This is a genomic window from Chryseobacterium ureilyticum (assembly GCF_900156735.1).
GTDB classification, from domain to species: Bacteria; Bacteroidota; Bacteroidia; order Flavobacteriales; family Weeksellaceae; genus Chryseobacterium; species Chryseobacterium ureilyticum.
In genome coordinates this window covers 759,908-780,603 of the sequence record NZ_FTOL01000001.1, presented here as the reverse complement: position 1 = coordinate 780,603, position 20,696 = coordinate 759,908, and the positions used below count along the sequence as shown (strand labels likewise).

Sequence of the window (20,696 nt, the reverse complement as noted above, 5' to 3'; positions counted from 1 at the left end):
AGTTGAATTTAATATCAATTTTAGCGGGACCGAGAATATACAATTGTTCAGGTATAAAAACCTAAAGAAGCTTTTTGCCTCTATTTTTATTTAAAAATTCCCTGAAAAAACAATCATATTTAGTAAATTTGTGGGACTTTAATTTCAAATAATAAATAACAGTATAATGTCAGAAAAATCAAAAATTTACTACACATTAACGGATGAGGCTCCAATGCTGGCTACACACTCGTTTTTACCAATTGTAAAAGCTTTCACTAAATCAGCAAATATTGAAATCGCTGTTCCGGATATTTCTTTGGCAGGCAGAATTTTAGCAAACTTTCCTGAGTTTTTAAAAGATGACCAAAAAATTGGTGATGCTTTAGCTGAACTAGGAGAATTGGCTACTCAACCTGACGCGAATATCATCAAGTTACCAAATATTTCTGCTTCTGTTCCTCAGCTTGATGCTGCTATTGCTGAATTACAAGCTAAAGGTTTTGCGGTTCCAAATTATCCTGCTGAGCCTAAGAATGATGAAGAAAAAGCAATCAAAGCTAAATATGCAAAAGTTTTAGGAAGTGCTGTAAACCCTGTATTAAGAGAAGGAAATTCTGACAGACGTGCTCCTAAAGCTGTTAAAAACTATGCTAAAGCAAACCCTCACAGAATGGGTAACTGGGCATCTGACAGCAAAACTGACGTAGCTCACATGAACAACGGTGACTTCTACGGTACAGAAAACTCTACAACGCTTGAGAACGCTACAAAATACAGAATCGTATTCAAAGGAAATGAAGGTGAAACAGTATTGAAAGACTTAGCAGGTCTTCAGGCTGGTGAAGTAATTGATTCTTCTGTAATGAACCTTAATGCATTGAAAGTATTCGTTCAGGAAGCTATTGAAGAAGCCAAAAACAGAAATGTACTTCTTTCTGCTCACCTTAAAGCGACGATGATGAAAATCTCTGACCCAATCATTTTCGGGGCAATCGTAGAAACTTTCTTCAAAGAAGTATTCACTAAATATGCTGAGACTTTCAAATCTTTAGATATTAACCCAAACAACGGTCTTGCTGATCTTTTTGAAAAAATCAAAGGAAATGCTCAGGAAGCTGAAATTAAAGCTGACATCGAAAAAGCACTTGCTGACGGACCAAGAGTGGCAATGGTAAATTCTGACAAAGGAATTACTAACTTCCACGTTCCTTCTGACATCATCGTTGACGCATCTATGGCTGCTTTAGTAAGAGGTGGAGGTAAAATGTGGAACAAAGACGGAAATGAAGAGGATACAGTTTGTATCATTCCTGACCGTTCTTACGCTGGTTTCTATCAGTCTGTAATTGACGATATGAAAGCACACGGAAAATTAGACCCTACAACAATGGGATCTGTTCCAAACGTTGGATTAATGGCTCAAAAAGCTGAGGAATATGGTTCTCATGATAAAACTTTTCAATTATCTGCTGACGGAACTGTAGAAGTTCAGGATGAGGCTGGAAATGCTCTTCTTTCTCAGAAAGTTGAAAAAAATGATATCTTCAGAATGTGTCAGACTAAAGATGCTCCTATCCAGGACTGGGTAAAATTGGCTGTAAACAGATCAAGATTATCTGATACTCCTGCTATCTTCTGGTTAGATAAAGGAAGAGCTCATGATAGAGAAATCATCAAAAAGGTAGAAAAATATCTTGCTGACCACGATACAACAGGTCTTGACATCAGAATTCTTGATGTAAAAGATGCCATGACAGAAACATTAAAGAGAGCAAGAGAAGGAAAAGATACTATTTCTGTTTCAGGAAACGTATTGAGAGATTACTTAACTGACCTTTTCCCAATCCTTGAACTTGGTACTTCTGCAAAAATGCTTTCCATTGTTCCATTAATGAACGGTGGTGGTTTATTTGAAACAGGTGCCGGAGGTTCTGCTCCAAAACACGTAGAGCAATTCCTTGAAGAAGGATACTTAAGATGGGATTCTCTAGGTGAATTCTTAGCACTACAGGCTTCTTTGGAACATTTAGCACAAACTCAAGGGAATACAAAATCTCAGGTGTTAGCTGATGCATTAGATGAAGCAAACGCTAAATTCTTAGCTACTGATAAATCTCCTGCAAGAAAAGTAGGACAAATCGACAACAGAGGTTCTCACTTCTATTTAGCAATGTATTGGGCTGAGGCTTTAGCTAACCAGACTGCTGATGCAGAATTAGCAGCACAATTCGCTCCTGTGGCAGCTGCAATGCAGGAAAACGAAGAAGTAATCAATGCTGAATTAATTGGTGCTCAAGGTAAGCCTCAAAACATTGAAGGTTACTACAAAACTGATACTTATAAAACGTATGCAGCAATGAGACCAAGTACTGTTTTAAATGAAATCATTGACGGGATCTAATTTCCGATATTGATATAAATATAAAGCTCCTTTTTAAGGAGCTTTTTTGTTTGGTATTGTCATGAATGCACGATTTTTTTTTCTTCTATTCGTGCATTAGTGGCTAATAAACAATATGCAATAGCCACGAATTATTTTATGTATCTATAAAACACGTGTTAAAAAATATGTATCAGATATATTTATAAAATATTGTAATTGAGAGATTATTGAAAAGTGTATTCTTTGCGTCTTTGCATAATCCAACTTAGAATTTTTTAACCCAAATAACACTAATGTTTTCACAAATATCACAACCTTATTATTGCAGGCAAAACGAAGTATTTTCAACTTGGAAAGGTAATTTTAATAGGTTGCTAAACGCTAAGACGCAAGATTTGTTCAATAATTGAGCAAAAAGGCGCAAGGGTTTTTATCTCCAATAAAATTACATGTTGCCAACCTATTTTCATAATAGCTTATTGGTTAATTCATAAAGCCTTCCGGAATCCATTCAAATGCAATTCCTTGTTTCTTTGTAAATCCTAAGCCGGGCCATGGCAAATGACAGGCAAACGCTCTGATTTTATTATCGGCTAGCTGCTGTAAAAGTTTTTTCCTTGAAGCAGTTGCAATATCAAGATCTGTATCTCCGGAAAACCCCCATTCGGGATGTGGGAAAAGAAGAACATCAGAATGGATGAGATCTGCAATATACATCAGTTTCTCATTCCCGGAGGATATTGTGGTAACAGTTAGCCCAGGAGTATGCCCCGGTGCGAGCTGAAAACTGAAATGATCATAAAATACATTGTCCAGATCGTAGAATTTCAATCTAGGTTTAATTGTCTTTAATATATTTTGTAACGCAGGAATTATCTGACCCAGCATTTCTGGTTTTGATTTTAAAGCACTATTATTAAAATCTTTAATAGAGGCATTCATCCAGAAATCGTATTCAATTTTTGAGATAAAAATAGCAGCATTGGGAAACACAAAATTATTTTGTTTATCCACCACTCCACCAATATGATCCGGATGGGCATGCGAAATAAATACGTCAGTAATATCTTTTGCTGAAAAACCTGCCTTTTGGAGACTTTTCAATAAAAATCCAGATTTTTCATCGGAAAAAATACCCAGACCAGTATCAAATAAGATCAACTTATTTTTTGTTTTAACGAGTAAAATATTCATCGCCATATCAATATAATCTTCTGATCTAAAATTATCTTTAAGAATAGACTTTAATTCTGAAACATTTCCCCTTGGAGCAAATGAATTCACATCTGTTTCATGGATATATCCGTCCGTAAGAACAAATAATTCAAGTTCTCCCCAATTAATCTTTTTATATCCAGACAGATCGTTTTCAAATTTTTCGGGATTTGTCTTGGATTCTGCAAAAACGCTGGAAAAAGGAACCATACTTAATCCACCGGCTAATAAGCTCTTTTTTAATAAATCTCTTCTATTCATACTATACCATTTTTCAACTTTATCAATAACAAAAAACTGAGCTTCTGTTATTCAGAAACCCAGTTTGAGTATAGTCTTTAGTTATTTACTAATTTCATTGAACCCTCAGTGTACCTTTCTCCTACATTCGGATACTTTTTAAGGATAGCATCAATGGTATCCAGATCAGACTGGGAAAGATCTATATTAACGGCTGCAATATTTTCTTCCAGATATTTGATTCTTTTGGTTCCCGGAATTGGAATAATATCATCTCCCTGATTCAATACCCATGCTAATGCCAGCTGAGTTCCTTTCACCCCTTTGGAAGCTGCAAATTCATTGATCTCATTTGCCAATTTGGTATTATTTTCAAGATATTCCTGCTGGTAACGTGGTAGCGATTTTCTAAAATCATCGTCGCCAAGGTTTTGCACTTCATTGATATTCGCAAAAAGCCCTCTCGCCAATGGTGAATAAGGAACCAGAGAAATTCCTAAATCTCTGATCGTTGGTAAGATTTCGCTTTCAACATCTTTCGTAAGGATGGAATACTCGGATTGTAATGCGGCAATCGGATGGATTTTATTCGCTTTCCTAATGGATTCTGCTGATGCTTCAGACAACCCAAGGTATTTTATCTTTCCTGCTTTTACCAATTCTGCCATTGCACCTACTGTTTCTTCTACTGGTACGTTGGGATCTACCCTGTGTGCATAATACAAATCAATGGTATCTATTTTCAATCGCTGAAGGCTTAAATCTACCGCCTTTCTGATCCATTCCGGGGAACCGTCAAAATAGGTTCCGGGAGCACCACTGTGGCTTGCTTTTCCATCTTTAAAACGGAATCCGAATTTTGTAGCAATAAAAATCTTGTCTCTATTAGGTACTAAAACCTTAGAAATCAATTTTTCATTTTCTCCGTTGGCATACATATCTGCTGTATCCCAGAAATTGACACCCAAATCCAATGCTCTATGCAAGGTATTTATACTTTCCTGCTCATCTGCGGGACCGTAAGCAAAGCTCATCCCCATACATCCTAAACCAATAGCAGAAAGCTGCTCACCAGTGTTTCCTAATTTTTTAAATTTCATGATGGTATTTTTTAAAATTTTATAGGACAAAATTAGAACATGAAGCAATTATCCACTGTATAGAATTCAAACCAAGAATTATAAATTTCAAACAAGGCTTGATCTCAATGTATTTGGTGTTACTCCCGTTTGTTTTTTAAAGTAATTCGTAAAATAAGCAGGCTCTTCAAAGCCCAAACCATAAGCAATCTCTGCAATATTCCAATCTGTATGGGTAAGTAAAGCATTCGCTTCCTGAATAATCCGTCCGGTAATCTGCTGGCTGGTCGTTTTTCCGGTAATTTCTTTTACTGAACGGTTTAAAGAGTTGACATGAATAGAAAGACTTTGAGCATAATCGTTGGGAGTCTTTAATTTTAAGAATGTATCAGGGCTGTCAATAGGAAACTGCCTTTCCAATAACTCCATGAATAAAGAGGCAACCCTTTGTGAAGCATTCTGATAAGGCTCAAAAGTTTCCGCCGGATGCATTTTCATCGTTTCATGAATCATAAGGTGAAGATACGCTCTCAGCATATCATATTTATGCACATAATCTGATTCAATTTCAGTCATCATTTTAGTAAACAGATCGGAAAGAACCTCTTGCTGTTCATCATCCACAAAGAAAACGGGAGTTCCACCAATCTTAAAAAGCGGAGAATCCTGAAGATTTCCTAAACGGCTTCCGTTCTGTAAAAACGACTCTGTAAAAAGACAAAACCACCCTTTCTGATCTTCATCGTCTGCTTCCCATGAATAAGGAACAATAGGATTTGAAAACAACAATGCAGGACGATCCACACGAATCCATTTATCAGCATAATGAAGTTTTCCCTTTCCTATAATCAATGATATTTTATAATAATCTCTTCTGCTATAGGGTGACAGCAAAGCACAATGCTCTCTTGAAAACACATTAAAATGTCCCATGCCAATTGTACCAATGCATTGTAAATTATGATTGGGAGCATTTCTTTCGTAAAAACCTTCTAATGATTCGCTTGATTTCATATTTCAAAGTTATAAAAATCAAACATATTACAATATAAAATCGTTGTGCCTATTTTAAAAAGATAGAAGATGAGGGCTTTTTTGTCAATTGATTTATATCCTTAATTTTTTATAGAATCTATTTCATGATTTTTTACAGAAAAAAAATCATTACATAAAAATGACCAGCACGAATGCCAGTCATTTAAATAGTGAATATATATAGTTGATAATGGTCTAATCCCAATGATCGTGACCGTGGTGTTTATGTTCTTTCTTGTATTGTTTAGCTCTTTCCTTATAGTATTTATCCTCTTGCTTACGGTATTTTTTGTAATTTTTATAGTCATTTTTACTTCTACCATATACTATAACCGGGTTTTGCCCTCTGTAATATCTTTTTTTAAAGACAAGGTATTTTTCTCTTCCAAGAATTCTTTCCAGCTCAGAATATCTGTCGCCTCTCCATCTTCCCGGATCCACTACATAGACTCTATTCCAGGTATCATAATCACGGTATCTGTCATTTAATACATAGATTTGTTTCGCCTGCACACTGGAAAGCACTAAATCTGTGATTACATTTTGCCAGTTAACATCCGAAATACTTCTTCTGTAATCATTATAATAATCTGACTGGGCATAGCTCAGACTGAACGTCCCAATCAAAAATGCTGTTAGCAAAAACTTTTTCATTTCATTCCTCTTTTAAATTAAACATGTTGACATAGTCAATTAAAGTGCCAATTATTATTCTGAATTGCCAATATTTGTTAATAAAAACTTTAAACAACTGATTATCTTTAAAATAATTTATATTATCCTATCACTTTTACAGTTAATAATTAAAAAAATTAAGATTGTTATTTTTCGAAGGATTATTAAACAGATTGAATTTGCTATAAAAGTTTCAGGTTAGAAACTATGGATTAAGATAATCATTATTGATATTTAATTTTTTAAAGTATCATAAATTCCCTACTATTTCAACTTTTCAACATATCCTTATAAAATTCGTTAAGATTATCAAAAAGCTTTACATCATATCAATTAATTTTGTAATTTTAATGGAGAGATTACTTTTGAGAGTTCTCAAAGTTATTTTTTAATCAACCAAATCTTTATCATTATGGAAAATATAAAATTTATGGTATCTCCATATCAGGATGAGTTGCAGCTATTTATTGACGAAAAAAAAGCAGGGTATATGTCCATAGAGGTTGATGGAAGACTTCTTATTGTATATTATACCAAGCTTGACGAAGACCGTGAAGGGAAAGGATATGCCAAATTATTGCTGGATGAGCTTGTACGCTATGCAGAAGAAAAAGATTTGCTTGTAGACCCGGAATGTGATTTTGTTCGTCAACAATTTGAAAACCATCCAAGAAGATATAAAGACATCTGGCATGCCTGATCAGTCTTCCCACCAGACAGAGAATTCTTGAGCAGAATTGTTTAAATCAACAACCTCTCCGATCATCGGAGTAAGGATATGTAATCCTTTTTCTTTCCCAAGGCTTGTAATCTTTTGTAAAGGTTCATTCCATGGATGGAGAGCAAGTGCAAATTTTGCAGCATGCACTGGAATGATATGTTCTGCCCTTACATCTATTGCAGACTGTATTACATCTTCCGGCAATGCATGAATGTACCTCCATGCTTCACCGTATTGTCCGTTTTCGAGAATAGCATAGTCGAATGGTCCATATTTTTCTCCGATCATCTTAAAATGAGAGTCATAACCGCTATCTCCACCCAGAAAGATCTTTTTTGTAGGTGTTTCAAGTACATAAGAAGCCCAAAGGGTATCATTCTGCTTTACTCTTCTCCCTGAAAAGTGTCTGGCTGGTGTAAATATCAGTTTTATATTATTCTTTAACTCTACCTCGGTTCCCCACTCTTCTTCAAGAAGTTTATTTTCCGGATACTCCCATCTTTCAAAATGAGCTCCTACTCCTAGCGGAACAATCACCATTCCTGTTCTGGATCGGATCGATTTCACTGTAGGATAATCCAAATGATCAAAATGATCGTGAGTAATCACCAGATAATCGATATTGGGAATATCTTCAGGTTTAAAAATATCGGAACCTTTAAATGCTTTGTTGAAATACTTAAAAGGGGAACCATATAAACTTAAAACCGGATCAATAAGAAAAGAAACTCCATCAGTCTGTAAATAATATGATGAATGTCCCAGCCAAATGAATACATCCTGATTTTTATCTAATTTTTTTAAATCTGTATAAATGGAGGGAATTTCTTTAAGAGGCTTTAATAAAGGATCTTTCTTTCCGAAAAAGAAATCAAAGGTCACTTTTGTCATGCTATATCCCTCAGCAATGGATGTAGTGTGGCTGATATTCTGAAATTTATTTTTTCTATAGAGCTTTGATTGTCTGATTCTTTCAAGTCGTTTTCCTTTTGGTACTCCTCCAAAAGCTTTCCCATTTATTACAATAAAATAAGATATGATCAATACAACCACAATCGTGACAATCCAATACATCATTCAAAAATAAACAACAAATTTATAGACTTTTATCTATAAATGAAAATATGCGTTAATTGAGACACTTTTTTTAACTAAATTTATCATGAATTTCAGAAAATTTATTATTCATTTAAGTGATGATTAACTTTAAACTTTCTATTTTAGCGGCTTAAAAACTCAAAGATATATTGAAAAATTATTCGATAATATTTATTTTAGCTACACTTTCGTCATGTGCATCTATCAAAAGGCATAACGAACAGCGGGCTTCATATATTCCCCCAGAACAGCTTAAAGAGGATGTAGATTATGCTTATGTAAAACTACAAAAAATGCACCCTCAGTTGTATTGGTATATTCCCAAACAGAAATTAGAACATAAACTTGACAGCTTAAAACAAACCCTCACTGAACCTCTTACACCTCTTCAGTTTTATTTTAGATTTCAGCCTGTAATTGCTGATATCCGCGAAGGGCATCTTTCATTAAGAATTCCCAGAAAAAAGTTCACAAAGAGTGAAATTAAAAAATTAGAACAACAAAAGGGATTGTTCAGCCGCTTTGAATATTATATTTCTGATGATCAGATGTATATTATTCAAAATAATGATTCTATTGAAAATATTCAACCCGGAACTGAGATTTTATCTATCAACAATGTCCCGGTTTCTACTTATATAAAAAAATACAGAAGTCTCATCAGTAGTGATGGTTATAACACAACGTTTCAACCTTACTTTTTAAAGGATCTATTCTTTAATTATTATACAGCAGAAAACGGACTGGAAAACAAGGTGACTCTGGAAACTCTTTATAAAGGTGAAAAACACACCTATACTCTAGCCAGAGAGTCTAAATCTGAAAATGATCTTGAAAAAGACAAGGAAATGAAGAAACGTACTCAGGAAAAAAAACTGAATGATTATGTGGTTTCCAGCAATTCCTACAATCGAAGCTTTAAATTCTTAGATAAGGACAGCACCATTGCTTATATAAAGGTAAAAAGTTTTTCAAGAGAGTATTCGGATGAGTTTTATAAAAAGTCATTTTCAAAGATCAAAAAAGCAAAATCAGCTTACCTCATCATAGATGTTCGTAATAATTATGGAGGTTCTCTTTATGAGATCAACAACCTATATTCTTACCTTGCAGATAAACCATTTACCCTGATAAAACCGTCACAGGTAACATCAAGAGATATTCCTTTGAGAACAAATTATTTCAGAAAAAGTACGCCTTTGGAATTTGCTTTAAAAAGTATTGCCTATCCAAGTTATTTCTTTGCTCAAGCATTCAGTACTTATAAAAAAGAGGGGAAAGTTTTCTATAAAATGAAAGCCGACAAACTCATGAAACCCAATAAAGAGGCTTTCAACGGAAAAGTATTTGTACTGATCAACGGTGGAAGTTTTTCTGCATCTTCTATTATTACAGCAAAACTAAAGAACGATAAAAGAGCGACTTTAGTTGGGGAAGAAACAGGTGGAGCCAATGACGGAACAGTTGCCGGCTTCTATTCTTATCAGAAACTTCCCAACTCCGAAATAAGATTTCCTATCGGACTGCTTCTCGTACAGCCCAATATTGAATTTTCAGATTCTAAAAAAGGGGTTGTGCCTGATGTATCAATTAAGGAAAGCATGGAAGATATCATCGATAAAAAAGATCCTCAACTGGATTGGATTAAAAATGAAATCGCTAAGGAAAAGATAAAGGGATAATTGAATTTACATGTTCTTTTATCCACATTATAACAAGTTTCGGCGGGCTTTCAGCCCGCCGAAACTTGTTTTATCCTTTTAAATCTTCAAGAAGTAATTCAATATTTTTTATATATTTTCCATAATAATGGTAAAACCAATATTTACCACAAAAGAAAAGTAAAAACAATCCTCCGATCACAGAACCGATCAATATAAGAGCGACTTTCATTTCGCCTAATGGCTCTCTCCACGGTATAAATTCTAAAACGATAAGCATTTCACAAACTATAAATGGGGCAAAACTGATATAATAAGATAGATAATACTGTTTATTCAGATTAAGCTGATTAACAAGATCTTTCAGAGAATCATAAGTCTTAAGTTCTGTCTTGCTGATATCATTGTACAGTTTAAAAAACTTGCTGAAAAAGAAAATAGTGACAATCAGCATTGAAGCAATTAAAACAGTGATATACAACTGTAATTTAAATGGTCTGCAAACTGAACAAACTAAAAATGCAAACACAAAAATTGCAATGATCCACCAGAATTCTTTGCGCATATTTTTTCGCACTTTTTCAAGAGGAAGATTTATTTTATTTTGTTGTTCTATACTAATTTCCGGAGTTTCATCTGTAATATCTTCATTCCAGGTATTTTTCAATTCATCTATATTCATGGGATTACTGATTTAATGTGGGTTAATTATGTTGGGTTAAGATATCTTTCAGTTTATTTTTAGCTCTGTTCATTTTCACTCTTACATTTCCTTCGGAAATTCCCATTTGCTCAGCGATCTGTTTTCCTGAGAAATCTTCCAGATAATAGAAAATAAAGGCTTTATCAATGGGGTTAAGCTGCTGAATAGCACGATACATTTTTGCTAGTCTTTCCTCTTTACTATAATCATAATCTTCCTGAGTAATAACATAGTTGGAAACATCTTCATTAGCGATAAAACTTCTCCGTTTATTTGTTTTAAGGAAAATAATAGCTGTATTTAAAGCAATTCTGTACAACCAAGTTGAGAATTCACTTTCCCCTCTAAAACTGGAATATGCTTTCCAAAGCTGATAGGTAATTTCCTGAAAAAGATCATCCTGATCATCTTTTTCGGACATATACATTTTGGAAATCTTAAAAATGATTCCTTTATGTTTTTCTATTGTACGGATAAACTCTTGCTCTTGTGAGGTCATAGCTTGTTACTCTATAGAGTTAGTTTTCGTTTAAAAAAAATGTTACAGAATATTTGAAAAAAATAAAAAAACCCAACAGAAAATACTGTCAGGCCCTCATTGTGTTTTGAGTTTTTACTATTTTTTAGAATAGTACAAGTCGAAATAATTTTTGTAGTTAGTAGAGAAAAATGGAAAATGTTACATTATTTCATTAAAAAGCCGGATAAAAATTTGTCCGGCTTTATTATTATCTAAAAAATATCTTCTTATTATTCTAATTCACTCTATCTAAAGCTCTTTGCAACCCTACTACATCAATAAAGTCCAATTTTGCACCAATGATGATAATGATTAAAAGAACAAATGTCAAAAATAAAATAATGAATATATACACCGAAACAAACCAAATAACTGTATTCAGTATATTCCCTTTTACACCCATTTTATTCATGAAAAACTTCTGTGACCTCTCAAACCAAGTTTTTTTCTTTTCAGCTTTAGGCTTTACTTCCAAACCATTTAACTCATCTACCAGACTTATCACATCATCTATATACCTGCCATACATATAATAGATCCAGTATTTAATAATAAAACAAACCAACAGTAAAGTAATCAAAAAGCTAATCCCGAAAATGGCTAAGTTATACTCTATATCAAAATGGAAATTGATCTTGATAAGAGATAGTAGAAAAGCAAGCGGAATATAGGAAATGTAGTAGGAAATATAGATTTCTTTCGATATAAGAAGTTGGGTCTTAAGATTAAACAGATCGTAATTTGTATTAATACTATTTTTTTGAAGCAGTTTATAAAGCTTAAGAAACCGGGAATAAAAATATGTTATAAAACCCACTGTAAGAACTGTGACAAATGCAGATATAGTTTTGATATTGGAATCTGCAGAAGCAAAAGGAACACTGATAAGAAGCAACGGTAAAGTAACAAGCATGAGCCAGAACTCAGTCTTCATATTAATTTTCAGCATCTGAATCGGAGAATGAATATCACGCTGTTTCTCCAGGGAAATCTCCGGTTGATCTAACCCTGTATCTTTATTCCAAAGTTCTTTAAAGTTTTCTAACTCCATGTTTATCTGTTAATTTGAACCTGCCGTTTGCCTGGATATAATTTCTTTCAATCGTTCTTTTGCTCTTTTAAGCTTCACTCTTGCATTCACTTCCGTAATTCCCAGCTGACGGGCAATTTCCTTTCCCGGGAAATCCTCAAGAAAGAAAAAAATCAAAGCTTTATCAATAGGGCTCAATTGATGAATGGCTTCATACATCAACTTCATATTCTTATCATCCGTATCATTATAAGGTTCCTGCTTAGCATTCAATCCATCAATATTCTGATTCTGTATAAAACTACGTTTTTTTTCACTTCGCAGGAAAACAATCGCTGTGTTTAATGCAGTTCTATAGAGCCAGGTAGAAAAATCACTCCTTCTCTGAAAATCGCCATACGATTTCCAGGCTTGATAAATAATCTCCTGATAGAGATCATTCTGATCGTCCTTGTTATCCATATACATTTTAGAAATCTTGAAAATAACACCTTTGTGCTTCTCAATTTTCGCTAAAAATTCTTTTTCCGATCCAGACATGATTTACACACTAATCCTTTGGGCAAAACTTTATAAAAGTTTCACCTTTATTATAACACAAAAATTCTAATTCCAGCCCTTAAATTAAAAAATCCTTAAAGAACAGCGAAGTTAATTAAGGATTTTTATTTTATGTTAAATACAGCTTGAGATTTATACTAGAAAAGATAATCTGTGCTTAAAAAGTTAGAATCATGATCTCTTACAATAGTATTTAATAATGTTTTATTAGATTCCGTAAGTTTTGCAGCAACTAAAGAACGAATTGAGAATGAGCGAAGTGCATCAAAAACAGAAAGTGTACCTTCAGCACTATCCTTTCTTCCCGTAAATGGGAATACATCCGGACCACGTTGTGCCTGGCAATTGATATTCACACGACTTACGAGATTCACAAACGGATCAATCAGCCTTGCCACTTCTTCCGGATCTTCACTGAAAATACTTACCTGCATCCCATGTGAAGCATTCACCTGATATTCTATAGGCTCATCAATATCTTCAAAAGGCACCACAGGGATTACCGGACCAAACTGCTCCTCATGATACAGTTTCATATCACTGTTTACAGGATAAATAACCGCTGGAAACACGAATGATTCTTCCGTATACCCACCGTCCTTATTCAAAACAGATGCTCCTTTTGACAATGCATCTTCAATACATTCCTGCAGATAAGGTGGTTTATTCACTTCCGGAAGCGGCGTTACTTTTACATCTTTTTCCCATGGCAATCCTGCTTTTAAAGCAGAAACGGCTTCACTCAGCTTTGCAGTAAATACTTCAGCAATTTCTTTCTGAACAAAAATCAGTTTTAAAGCCGTACAACGTTGTCCATTAAAAGAAAGAGCACCTAAGATACATTCACTTACAGCGACATCTAGATTAGCATTTTTAGTAACAATCGCTGCATTTTTTGCATCAAGACTTAAAATTGCTCTTAAACGGTTTACCTTCGGATGTAATTTCTTCAATCCATTAGCTACTTTACTTGAACCGATAAATGCGAGTACATTTATCTTTCCGCTTTCCATAATTGGAGTAATTATTTCTGAACCTTTACCGTATAAAGTATTCACAGTTCCTTTCGGAAAAGCTTCTTTAAAAGCATTTAATAATGGATAATGTGCTAATACCCCATGTTTTGGGAGTTTAAATAAAATGGTATTCCCCATGATCAATGCTGGGATCAAAGTAGTAAAAATCTCGTTTAAAGGATAATTAAAAGGTCCCATACTCAGTACTACTCCAAGTGGTGCTCTTCTGATCTGTGCAATAGTTCCTTCTGCCTGTTGAAAGCGGGATGATTCTCTGTCTAAATCCTTAAGCGCATCTATAGTCTGATTGATATAATCTACCGTACGATCAAATTCCTTTGTAGAGTCGGCAAGTGTTTTTCCAATTTCCCACATCAATAGTTTAATGACAAGATCACGCTGCTGGATCATCAGATAAACAAATTTCTGCATACACTTTATTCTGCCTTCTACAGACATCGTTGGCCATTCTCCAAGTCCGTTATCATAAGCCTTTACACAAGCATCCAATACCTCCATTGCATCATCAGGACCAATATTGGGTATGCTGCCCAATAGTTTCCTTTCCAGTCCGTTTTCTGTAGGAATGCAAACCGGGGAATAAATATTTTGAGTTTCTCCCTTCCACTCTATCAGTTCTCCATTGAGAAGATAAACTTTCTGATGTATTTCTTGAACTTTATATTCTTCGGGAATTTCACTTTCACTTTTAAAAATGTTTTGAAACAATGCTTTGTTTTCTGAATTCATAAGTGTTTTCATTTAATAATTTAACTCTACTTTCTGAATAATAAAGGTAGAGGGAAAAATTCAGTTTCAGGACAATGATTCAATAGATTTGTTCTATTTACAAGCTATTTGAACTAAAATTAATGTGGCTAACCGAAAAAAGAATAATTTTGTTAAAAATAAATTTTCAATGTTTTCAAAAGTAATTTTCAGTACACTATTCTGCTTATCAGCATTTAGTTTTGCTCAAAGTAATAAAGCCACCAATACTGTCCTGCTTAAAGGGGAACCAGTACGTACTTATTCCAAATTACCGGCAATCAATAAACCGGCGCCTAAATTTACCCTTACAGACGTTAATATGAATGACCAAACGCTGGACGCCTACAAAGGTAGATATGTTATTCTAAACATTTTCCCGAGCGTAGACACAGGAGTTTGTTCAGCTTCTGTACATCATTTCAATGAAGAGGCTGCAAATCTTCCCAACACGGTTGTTCTTTGTGTTTCCAAAGATTTACCTTTTGCTCAAAAAAGATTTTGTGGTGCTGAGGGTATAGATAATGTAGTGATGCTTTCAGATTTCCGTTCAGATTTCGGCTGGAATTACGGTGTGGAGATGGTAGAATCATCCATGAAAGGTCTATTGAGCAGAGCTGTTGTAGTGATTGATCCTTCCGGAAATATTATCTATGAAGAGCAAGTACCGGATATTTCTCAGGAACCAAACTATGCTGCAGCTATTCAGGCTGTGAAAAGCTAAGCTTCTAATATCAAATAATAAAATAATCGCCACCAATGCACGAATAATTAACAGTGCATGGGTGGCAATTATATATTTATAGATAGATAATGTATAAACATTCGTGTATTAGTGGCTTAAAAACCTCAGCGTAATACTTGCTGGAAATTTTGGATTTTCTTGCACCTTCAAGCATCATAAAACTTAAAAAACTTTGCGTCCTTGCGATTTTTTCCAACCAAACAATCTACAGACATCAGTGAATGCACGAATTGTTTTACTTAAGCATTAAAATAACTTTCTTCCGGAAAATAAAGATGATCAGCCCGGATAACAAAAGTGCAGCTAAAGAAACACCAATTACTATCTCCCGAAATTCTTTGGTATCTGCTGCGTGAATCGCTTCTTTTTCATCTACCTTTAACAGATCTGAAGGATATAGATACAGTCTTTTGTTTAAAATAGGATCATCAAAGCCATACTTTTTTGCCATCTGATATTCCTCCATCGCATCTTTTTTCTTCCCCTCTAAAAAAGTAACATTTCCCAAATCAAACAAAAGCTGTGCTATGATTTTGTCTTTGGGCTTTACTAAAGCCATTCTTTCTTTCACTTGGTCATAAAGTTGCATTTTGAGAGTCTTAAGCTCATTCGGCGTAAGGCTGGACTTTGGGGATTCTTCATTTCCAAAATCTTGTCCAATAAGATTCATCGAGGAGATATAACGGTCTCCCTTTATATGAGTTTTCAGAATATTTATATGAATCCATTCTGAAGATAAACGTCCCTTAGGGTCTGCTTTTAAAGCTTTTTCAATCCATTGAATTGCTTCCGTATTATTGCCTGCCATTTCAAAGGCTGTTCCCATATTGGAATAGGTAGAGTATCTGCCAGATTGTATAGATTCAATTTCTTTAAGCTGCTTTATCGCTTCGCTGTATTTTCCTAAAACGATCAGGATATATCCTCTATTAGACAGAAAGTCCAAATCTTTTGTTCGATGATACTCATACCTCTGCGTATGCTGATATATTTCCAGTTTCTCCTTGTCTAAAAATTGACGCTCATATGGAACTTCACTTGTAATATCCTCATAAGCTAAATCTTTACTACTGGGGGGTGGACCGTCTTTAACACCACAGATAAAACGAACCTGTAGAATTGACAGTAAAGTAAAAATAAAAACAAGTTTATTCATCATACATATTGTGCTTTGGTAGTTGTTATAAGCTTCAAAAATAATAAACTTTAGAATAACAGGTAAAAAAATACTGTTTTTAGATTTGCCACTAATGCACAAATGATTTATTAGTGTATCCGTGGCTTAAAAAAATCAGCGTAATACTTGCTGAAAATCTCAGATTTTCTTGTGCCTTAAAGAACCATAAAAATCAAAAATCTTTGCGCCTTTGTGATTGTCCAATAATCCAGCATAATGAAAAAGTATTCAACATAATCAGTCATCAATAGGATCGGGCTAAATTGAATATTTTAAATGTTATTATTCAAAACTCAGATATTTAAGATTCCGCCAAGATTGCACCATCTTTCAGTATTGTATAGTTTTGCTCCACTTCCTCTGAAATTTGCTTTAGATCATTCTCATCAAACAATTGCGGGATATAGCATTTCTCATGAGCAAACAATCCGTAATGTATAGGAACCAGCTTTTTGGCATGAAGCAAATGAGCAGCTACAAAGGCTTCCTTCAAATCAAGAGAAGCAGGAATCGGACTATATTCCAAACCTATGATCTCAAAATTCACTACGACTCCGTTTACGGGTAAAAATGCATAGTCTATATTTTCATTCTCCTTGCCAAGCTTCCAGAATTGATTGTGCCAGATAGTGTCTCCACCATGGAAAACTTTGGTAGTTTTGTCCTCCACAATCCATGAGGATTGTATTTCACCTACTCCATCCATTGCAAATACAGGCTGGAAGGTAATTCCGCTTTCCGTAAAGGTTTCATCTAAATTCAAAACAATGATTTCAATATCTTCTACATATTTTCTTACAAAAGGCTCAAGTTCTGAATATACAATAAGTTTACCTTCTTTTTTCAGACATTTTTTTATCACTCCTTTATCGAAATGGTCTAAATGTAGATGAGTAAACAGGATATAATCTGCTTGTATATCATCTGAAAATTTGATAACCTGTTCTACGGCATCTCCCAGAACGGGTTTGTAATAGGAGAAATCTTCTACTGCATCTATTAAGATGGTTTTGTTGTTAGAGGTTAGTTTTAGACCTGCCCAGTTTAGTTTTTGTATTTCCATAATTCTTTTTTCACAAAGAAAAAGACTTACGGAAGGCAAGACAATAAACAAAAGTTAATTAATTGAGGTTGGAAGATAGAAGAGCGAAGATAGAGGTTTATGATTGTCGTATAATTTCTGAAAGCAAAGGTTATGACAAAGCCATTGACTAAGCTAATGGTAATGGCACGTTTCATCAAATCAATTAAAAATCGATTCACTTTTTGCTCACTTAAAATAATATGTAGTTAAAATTGAAACTTTGCGTTTATAAAACAGGATAGTCATTCCTATTAAAAACGAAATATAATCTACTATAACCTTAGTAGCTTCCAGTCTTTAACTAATCCTCTTTCTGATCCTGCTTAAAGAGATAGGAGTAATACCAATATAAGATGCAAGATATTTCAAAGGTATATTCTGAATATAATGAGGTTTATTGGCTAAAAGATATTCATAAAGATCCTGTGGTGTGTTTTTTAGCAAAAGCATTTCACGCTTCATAGCGGCATTCAGTTTTTTGCTTAGGTAGTAGTTTTGTACAAAACGGCATTCGGGATTGATCATGAACATTTCTTTTACCTCATCTAAGGTAATTTCCCAGGCTAAACCACTGCTTATAGCTTCGTAAATGCCTTCCGAATCGTTCTTGCCAACAGTAAAAATATCACCGGGAAAGTAAAACTCTGCACAAACTTCAGTATCGATGTCTGATGTGCTATTGATGTAATATTTACGGACAAGCCCATCTTCAAGAAGATAGGCTTTATGGTCCATGAATATGTTTTTCTTTGAAAACTCAACCTCAGCAAATTTTCCCCAAACAGGATCACTATCCTCTACATTGAGGTGTGAAAACAGTTTTTTGTTGATACTTGCCAATGCTGATTTTTTAAAGTTTATAATAAATTCTCGTCTACCAGATTAGGAAGGGTTACCTTTAAATTTGGTTCTACTTCCATTGCTCTTTTAATAGCGAAAATAGCCCCTTCATTTCTTGCCCAGCTTCTTCTTGAGATTCCATTGTTTACATCCCAGAAAAGCATAGATTTTAATCTTCTGTCAGCATCTTCGCTTCCATCTAGTAGCATTCCGAAACCTCCGTTGATTACTTCTCCCCAGCCTACTCCACCACCATTGTGAATAGAAACCCAGGTAGCCCCACGGAAACTGTCTCCGATAACGTTGTGAATAGCCATATCTGCCGTGAATCTTGAGCCATCATAGATATTGGAAGTCTCTCTGTAAGGAGAATCTGTACCTGAAACATCATGGTGATCTCTTCCTAATACCACAGGACCAATTTCACCGTTTTTAATAGCTTTATTGAATGCTTCAGCAATCTTCATTCTTCCTTCTGCATCAGCATAAAGGATTCTTGCCTGTGAACCTACAACTAATTTATTTTCCTGTGCCCCTTTAATCCACTGAATATTATCCTTCATCTGCTGTTGGATCTCTTCAGGAGAGTTTTTGATCATTTCCTCTAATACAGCGCATGCGATTTCATCGGTTTTCTTTAAATCCTCAGCTTTTCCGCTTGCACATACCCAACGGAACGGACCGAACCCGTAATCAAAACACATAGGTCCCATGATATCCTGAACATAACTAGGATATTTGAACTCTCTTCCCAATGTAGGATTATCTGCCATTACATCTGCTCCGGCTCTGGAAGCTTCCAATAAGAAAGCATTTCCGTAATCGAAGAAGTACGTTCCTTTTTCTGTATGTTTATTGATCGCTGCAGCGTGTCTTCTCAATGTTTCCTGAACTTTTTCTTTGAATAATTCAGGGTCTTCAGCCATCATTTTATTGGATTCTTCGAAACTTTGTCCTACCGGATAGTATCCACCAGCCCAAGGATTGTGTAGAGAAGTCTGATCTGAACCGATATCGATCCTTAAATCTTCCTGATCAAATTTTTCCCAAACGTCAACAATATTTCCAAGATAAGCTAAAGAAACAGTCTCTTTATTCTCCTGCGCTTCTCTTACTCTCTTTACTAATGCGTCAAGATCTTCATAGATTTCATTTACCCACTTCTGATCATGACGGATTTTTGTAATCTTTGGATTTACTTCCGCACATACCGTAACACAGCCGGCAATATTTCCCGCTTTGGGTTGAGCTCCACTCATTCCTCCTAAACCTGAAGTAACGAAAAGTCCTCCTTTTGGCTCTTTATTGATCTTTCTGAAGGCGTTTAAAGCTGTTATGGTAGTTCCGTGAACAATTCCCTGAGGACCAATATACATATAACTTCCTGCCGTCATCTGCCCGTATTGAGTCACTCCAAGTGCATTGAATTTCTCCCAATCATCCGGTTTGGAATAGTTTGGAATCATCATTCCGTTTGTTACTACAACTCTTGGTGCATCTTTGTGAGAAGGGAATAATCCCATCGGGTGTCCGGAATACATTACCAAAGTTTGTTCATTGGTCATTTCAGACAGATATTTCATTGTCAACAGATACTGCGCCCAGTTAGAGAAAACCGCTCCGTTTCCACCATAAGTAATCAATTCATGAGGATGTTGAGCTACTGCATAATCCAGATTGTTCTGAATCATCAACATAATAGCTTTTGCCTGCTCAGATTTTCCCGGATAATCTTCAATAGATCTCGCTTTCATCTCATAATCCGGACGGAAACGATACATATAAATTCTTCCGTAATCCTCTAATTCCTGTTTAAATTCAGGGATTAACTCTGCATGAAACTTCGGATCGAAATAACGTAAAGCATTCTTTAATGCCAGTTTTTTCTCTTCTTCACCTAAAATTTCTTTACGCTTCGGAGCATGATTGATATTCGTTTCGTATGGTTTTGGTTGTGGCAGCTGATTAGGAATCCCCTGCTGTATCTGTTCTTGAAATGTCATATTGCTATTTAAAGTTCTATGTTTTAAACAATGTTTGAAGTCTTAAAGATATTCAAAATATGAAAAATAGACAACAAAAGAGGGGAAAAGCAAAAATACAAAGTAGGAAAAGAGAATAAAACTGATTATCAATCCTATGAAAATATAATCGGCAGTATTT

General features: G+C 34.8%; 18 protein-coding genes. 4 read left to right on the top strand and 14 right to left on the bottom strand.

The annotated features are described in order from the left end of the window. Nucleotides 1-166 precede the first annotated feature (166 nt). The gene (locus BW983_RS03215; RefSeq protein ID WP_076549883.1) at nt 167-2,383 is read left to right on the top strand and encodes an NADP-dependent isocitrate dehydrogenase; all 2,217 of its coding nucleotides are present in this window, start codon (nt 167-169) and stop codon (nt 2,381-2,383) included. Nucleotides 2,384-2,848: 465 nt separating this feature from the next. Here the strand turns inward: BW983_RS03215 and BW983_RS03210 are convergent, their stop codons facing one another. The 4 genes from BW983_RS03210 to BW983_RS03195 all read right to left on the bottom strand — a co-directional run bounded on the left by BW983_RS03210 (nt 2,849) and on the right by BW983_RS03195 (nt 6,588). Continuing rightward, nucleotides 2,849-3,841, bottom strand: a complete 993-nt coding sequence (locus tag BW983_RS03210) for an MBL fold metallo-hydrolase (protein WP_076549882.1) — start codon at nt 3,839-3,841, stop codon at nt 2,849-2,851. Nucleotides 3,842-3,918: 77 nt separating this feature from the next. Beyond that, nucleotides 3,919-4,920, bottom strand: a complete 1,002-nt coding sequence (locus BW983_RS03205) for an aldo/keto reductase (protein ID WP_076549879.1) — start codon at nt 4,918-4,920, stop codon at nt 3,919-3,921. 87 nt (nt 4,921-5,007) lie between these two features. Further along, nucleotides 5,008-5,913: a helix-turn-helix domain-containing protein gene (locus BW983_RS03200; RefSeq protein ID WP_076549878.1), complete on the bottom strand. Its 906-nt coding sequence runs from the start codon at nt 5,911-5,913 to the stop codon at nt 5,008-5,010. Between the two features lie 216 nt (nt 5,914-6,129). After that, a complete protein-coding gene (locus BW983_RS03195; protein ID WP_076549876.1) occupies nt 6,130-6,588 on the bottom strand; it encodes a hypothetical protein in 459 nt (152 codons plus the stop codon). 433 nt (nt 6,589-7,021) lie between these two features. Here BW983_RS03195 and BW983_RS03190 point away from each other — a divergent pair, with 433 nt between their 5' ends. Continuing rightward, complete coding sequence (locus BW983_RS03190; RefSeq protein WP_076549875.1) at nt 7,022-7,309, top strand: GNAT family N-acetyltransferase; 288 nt, start codon at nt 7,022-7,024, stop codon at nt 7,307-7,309. Here the strand turns inward: BW983_RS03190 and BW983_RS03185 are convergent, their stop codons facing one another. Continuing rightward, the gene (locus BW983_RS03185) at nt 7,310-8,404 is read right to left on the bottom strand and encodes an MBL fold metallo-hydrolase (RefSeq protein ID WP_228408942.1); all 1,095 of its coding nucleotides are present in this window, start codon (nt 8,402-8,404) and stop codon (nt 7,310-7,312) included. Nucleotides 8,405-8,577: 173 nt separating this feature from the next. On the opposite strand from BW983_RS03185, the gene BW983_RS03180 reads away from it, so the two are divergent. After that, nucleotides 8,578-10,110: a S41 family peptidase gene (locus BW983_RS03180; protein WP_076549872.1), complete on the top strand. Its 1,533-nt coding sequence runs from the start codon at nt 8,578-8,580 to the stop codon at nt 10,108-10,110. 70 nt (nt 10,111-10,180) lie between these two features. On the opposite strand, the gene BW983_RS03175 is transcribed toward BW983_RS03180, so the two are convergent. From BW983_RS03175 to BW983_RS03155, 5 genes are all read right to left on the bottom strand, one after another. Next, nucleotides 10,181-10,771 carry a hypothetical protein gene (locus BW983_RS03175; RefSeq protein ID WP_076549870.1) on the bottom strand — a complete coding sequence of 197 codons (591 nt, stop codon included), beginning with the start codon at nt 10,769-10,771 and terminating at the stop codon, nt 10,181-10,183. A gap of 22 nt (nt 10,772-10,793) precedes the next feature. Beyond that, nucleotides 10,794-11,291 (bottom strand): RNA polymerase sigma factor, encoded by a 498-nt coding sequence (locus BW983_RS03170; RefSeq protein ID WP_076549869.1) that lies wholly within the window; start codon nt 11,289-11,291, stop codon nt 10,794-10,796. A gap of 256 nt (nt 11,292-11,547) precedes the next feature. Beyond that, a complete protein-coding gene (locus BW983_RS03165; protein ID WP_076549867.1) occupies nt 11,548-12,363 on the bottom strand; it encodes a hypothetical protein in 816 nt (271 codons plus the stop codon). A 9-nt stretch (nt 12,364-12,372) separates the two neighbouring features. Further along, nucleotides 12,373-12,882 (bottom strand): RNA polymerase sigma factor, encoded by a 510-nt coding sequence (locus BW983_RS03160; protein WP_076549866.1) that lies wholly within the window; start codon nt 12,880-12,882, stop codon nt 12,373-12,375. 158 nt (nt 12,883-13,040) lie between these two features. Further along, complete coding sequence (locus BW983_RS03155; protein WP_076550814.1) at nt 13,041-14,669, bottom strand: NADP-dependent glyceraldehyde-3-phosphate dehydrogenase; 1,629 nt, start codon at nt 14,667-14,669, stop codon at nt 13,041-13,043. Between the two features lie 169 nt (nt 14,670-14,838). Here BW983_RS03155 and tpx point away from each other — a divergent pair, with 169 nt between their 5' ends. Beyond that, the gene (gene tpx / locus BW983_RS03150) at nt 14,839-15,411 is read left to right on the top strand and encodes a thiol peroxidase (protein WP_084184287.1); all 573 of its coding nucleotides are present in this window, start codon (nt 14,839-14,841) and stop codon (nt 15,409-15,411) included. Nucleotides 15,412-15,667: 256 nt separating this feature from the next. Here tpx and BW983_RS03145 read toward each other — a convergent pair whose 3' ends face one another. The 4 genes from BW983_RS03145 to BW983_RS03130 all read right to left on the bottom strand — a co-directional run bounded on the left by BW983_RS03145 (nt 15,668) and on the right by BW983_RS03130 (nt 20,536). Continuing rightward, nucleotides 15,668-16,591 carry a tetratricopeptide repeat protein gene (locus tag BW983_RS03145; RefSeq protein ID WP_076549864.1) on the bottom strand — a complete coding sequence of 308 codons (924 nt, stop codon included), beginning with the start codon at nt 16,589-16,591 and terminating at the stop codon, nt 15,668-15,670. Nucleotides 16,592-16,910: 319 nt separating this feature from the next. Further along, entirely contained in the window at nt 16,911-17,672 is a 762-nt protein-coding gene (locus tag BW983_RS03140; RefSeq protein ID WP_076549863.1) for an MBL fold metallo-hydrolase, read from the bottom strand. Between the two features lie 318 nt (nt 17,673-17,990). Beyond that, complete coding sequence (locus BW983_RS03135; RefSeq protein WP_076549861.1) at nt 17,991-18,533, bottom strand: Crp/Fnr family transcriptional regulator; 543 nt, start codon at nt 18,531-18,533, stop codon at nt 17,991-17,993. 17 nt (nt 18,534-18,550) lie between these two features. Continuing rightward, nucleotides 18,551-20,536, bottom strand: a complete 1,986-nt coding sequence (locus BW983_RS03130) for a urocanate hydratase (protein ID WP_076549860.1) — start codon at nt 20,534-20,536, stop codon at nt 18,551-18,553. Between the last annotated feature and the right edge of the window lie 160 nt (nt 20,537-20,696).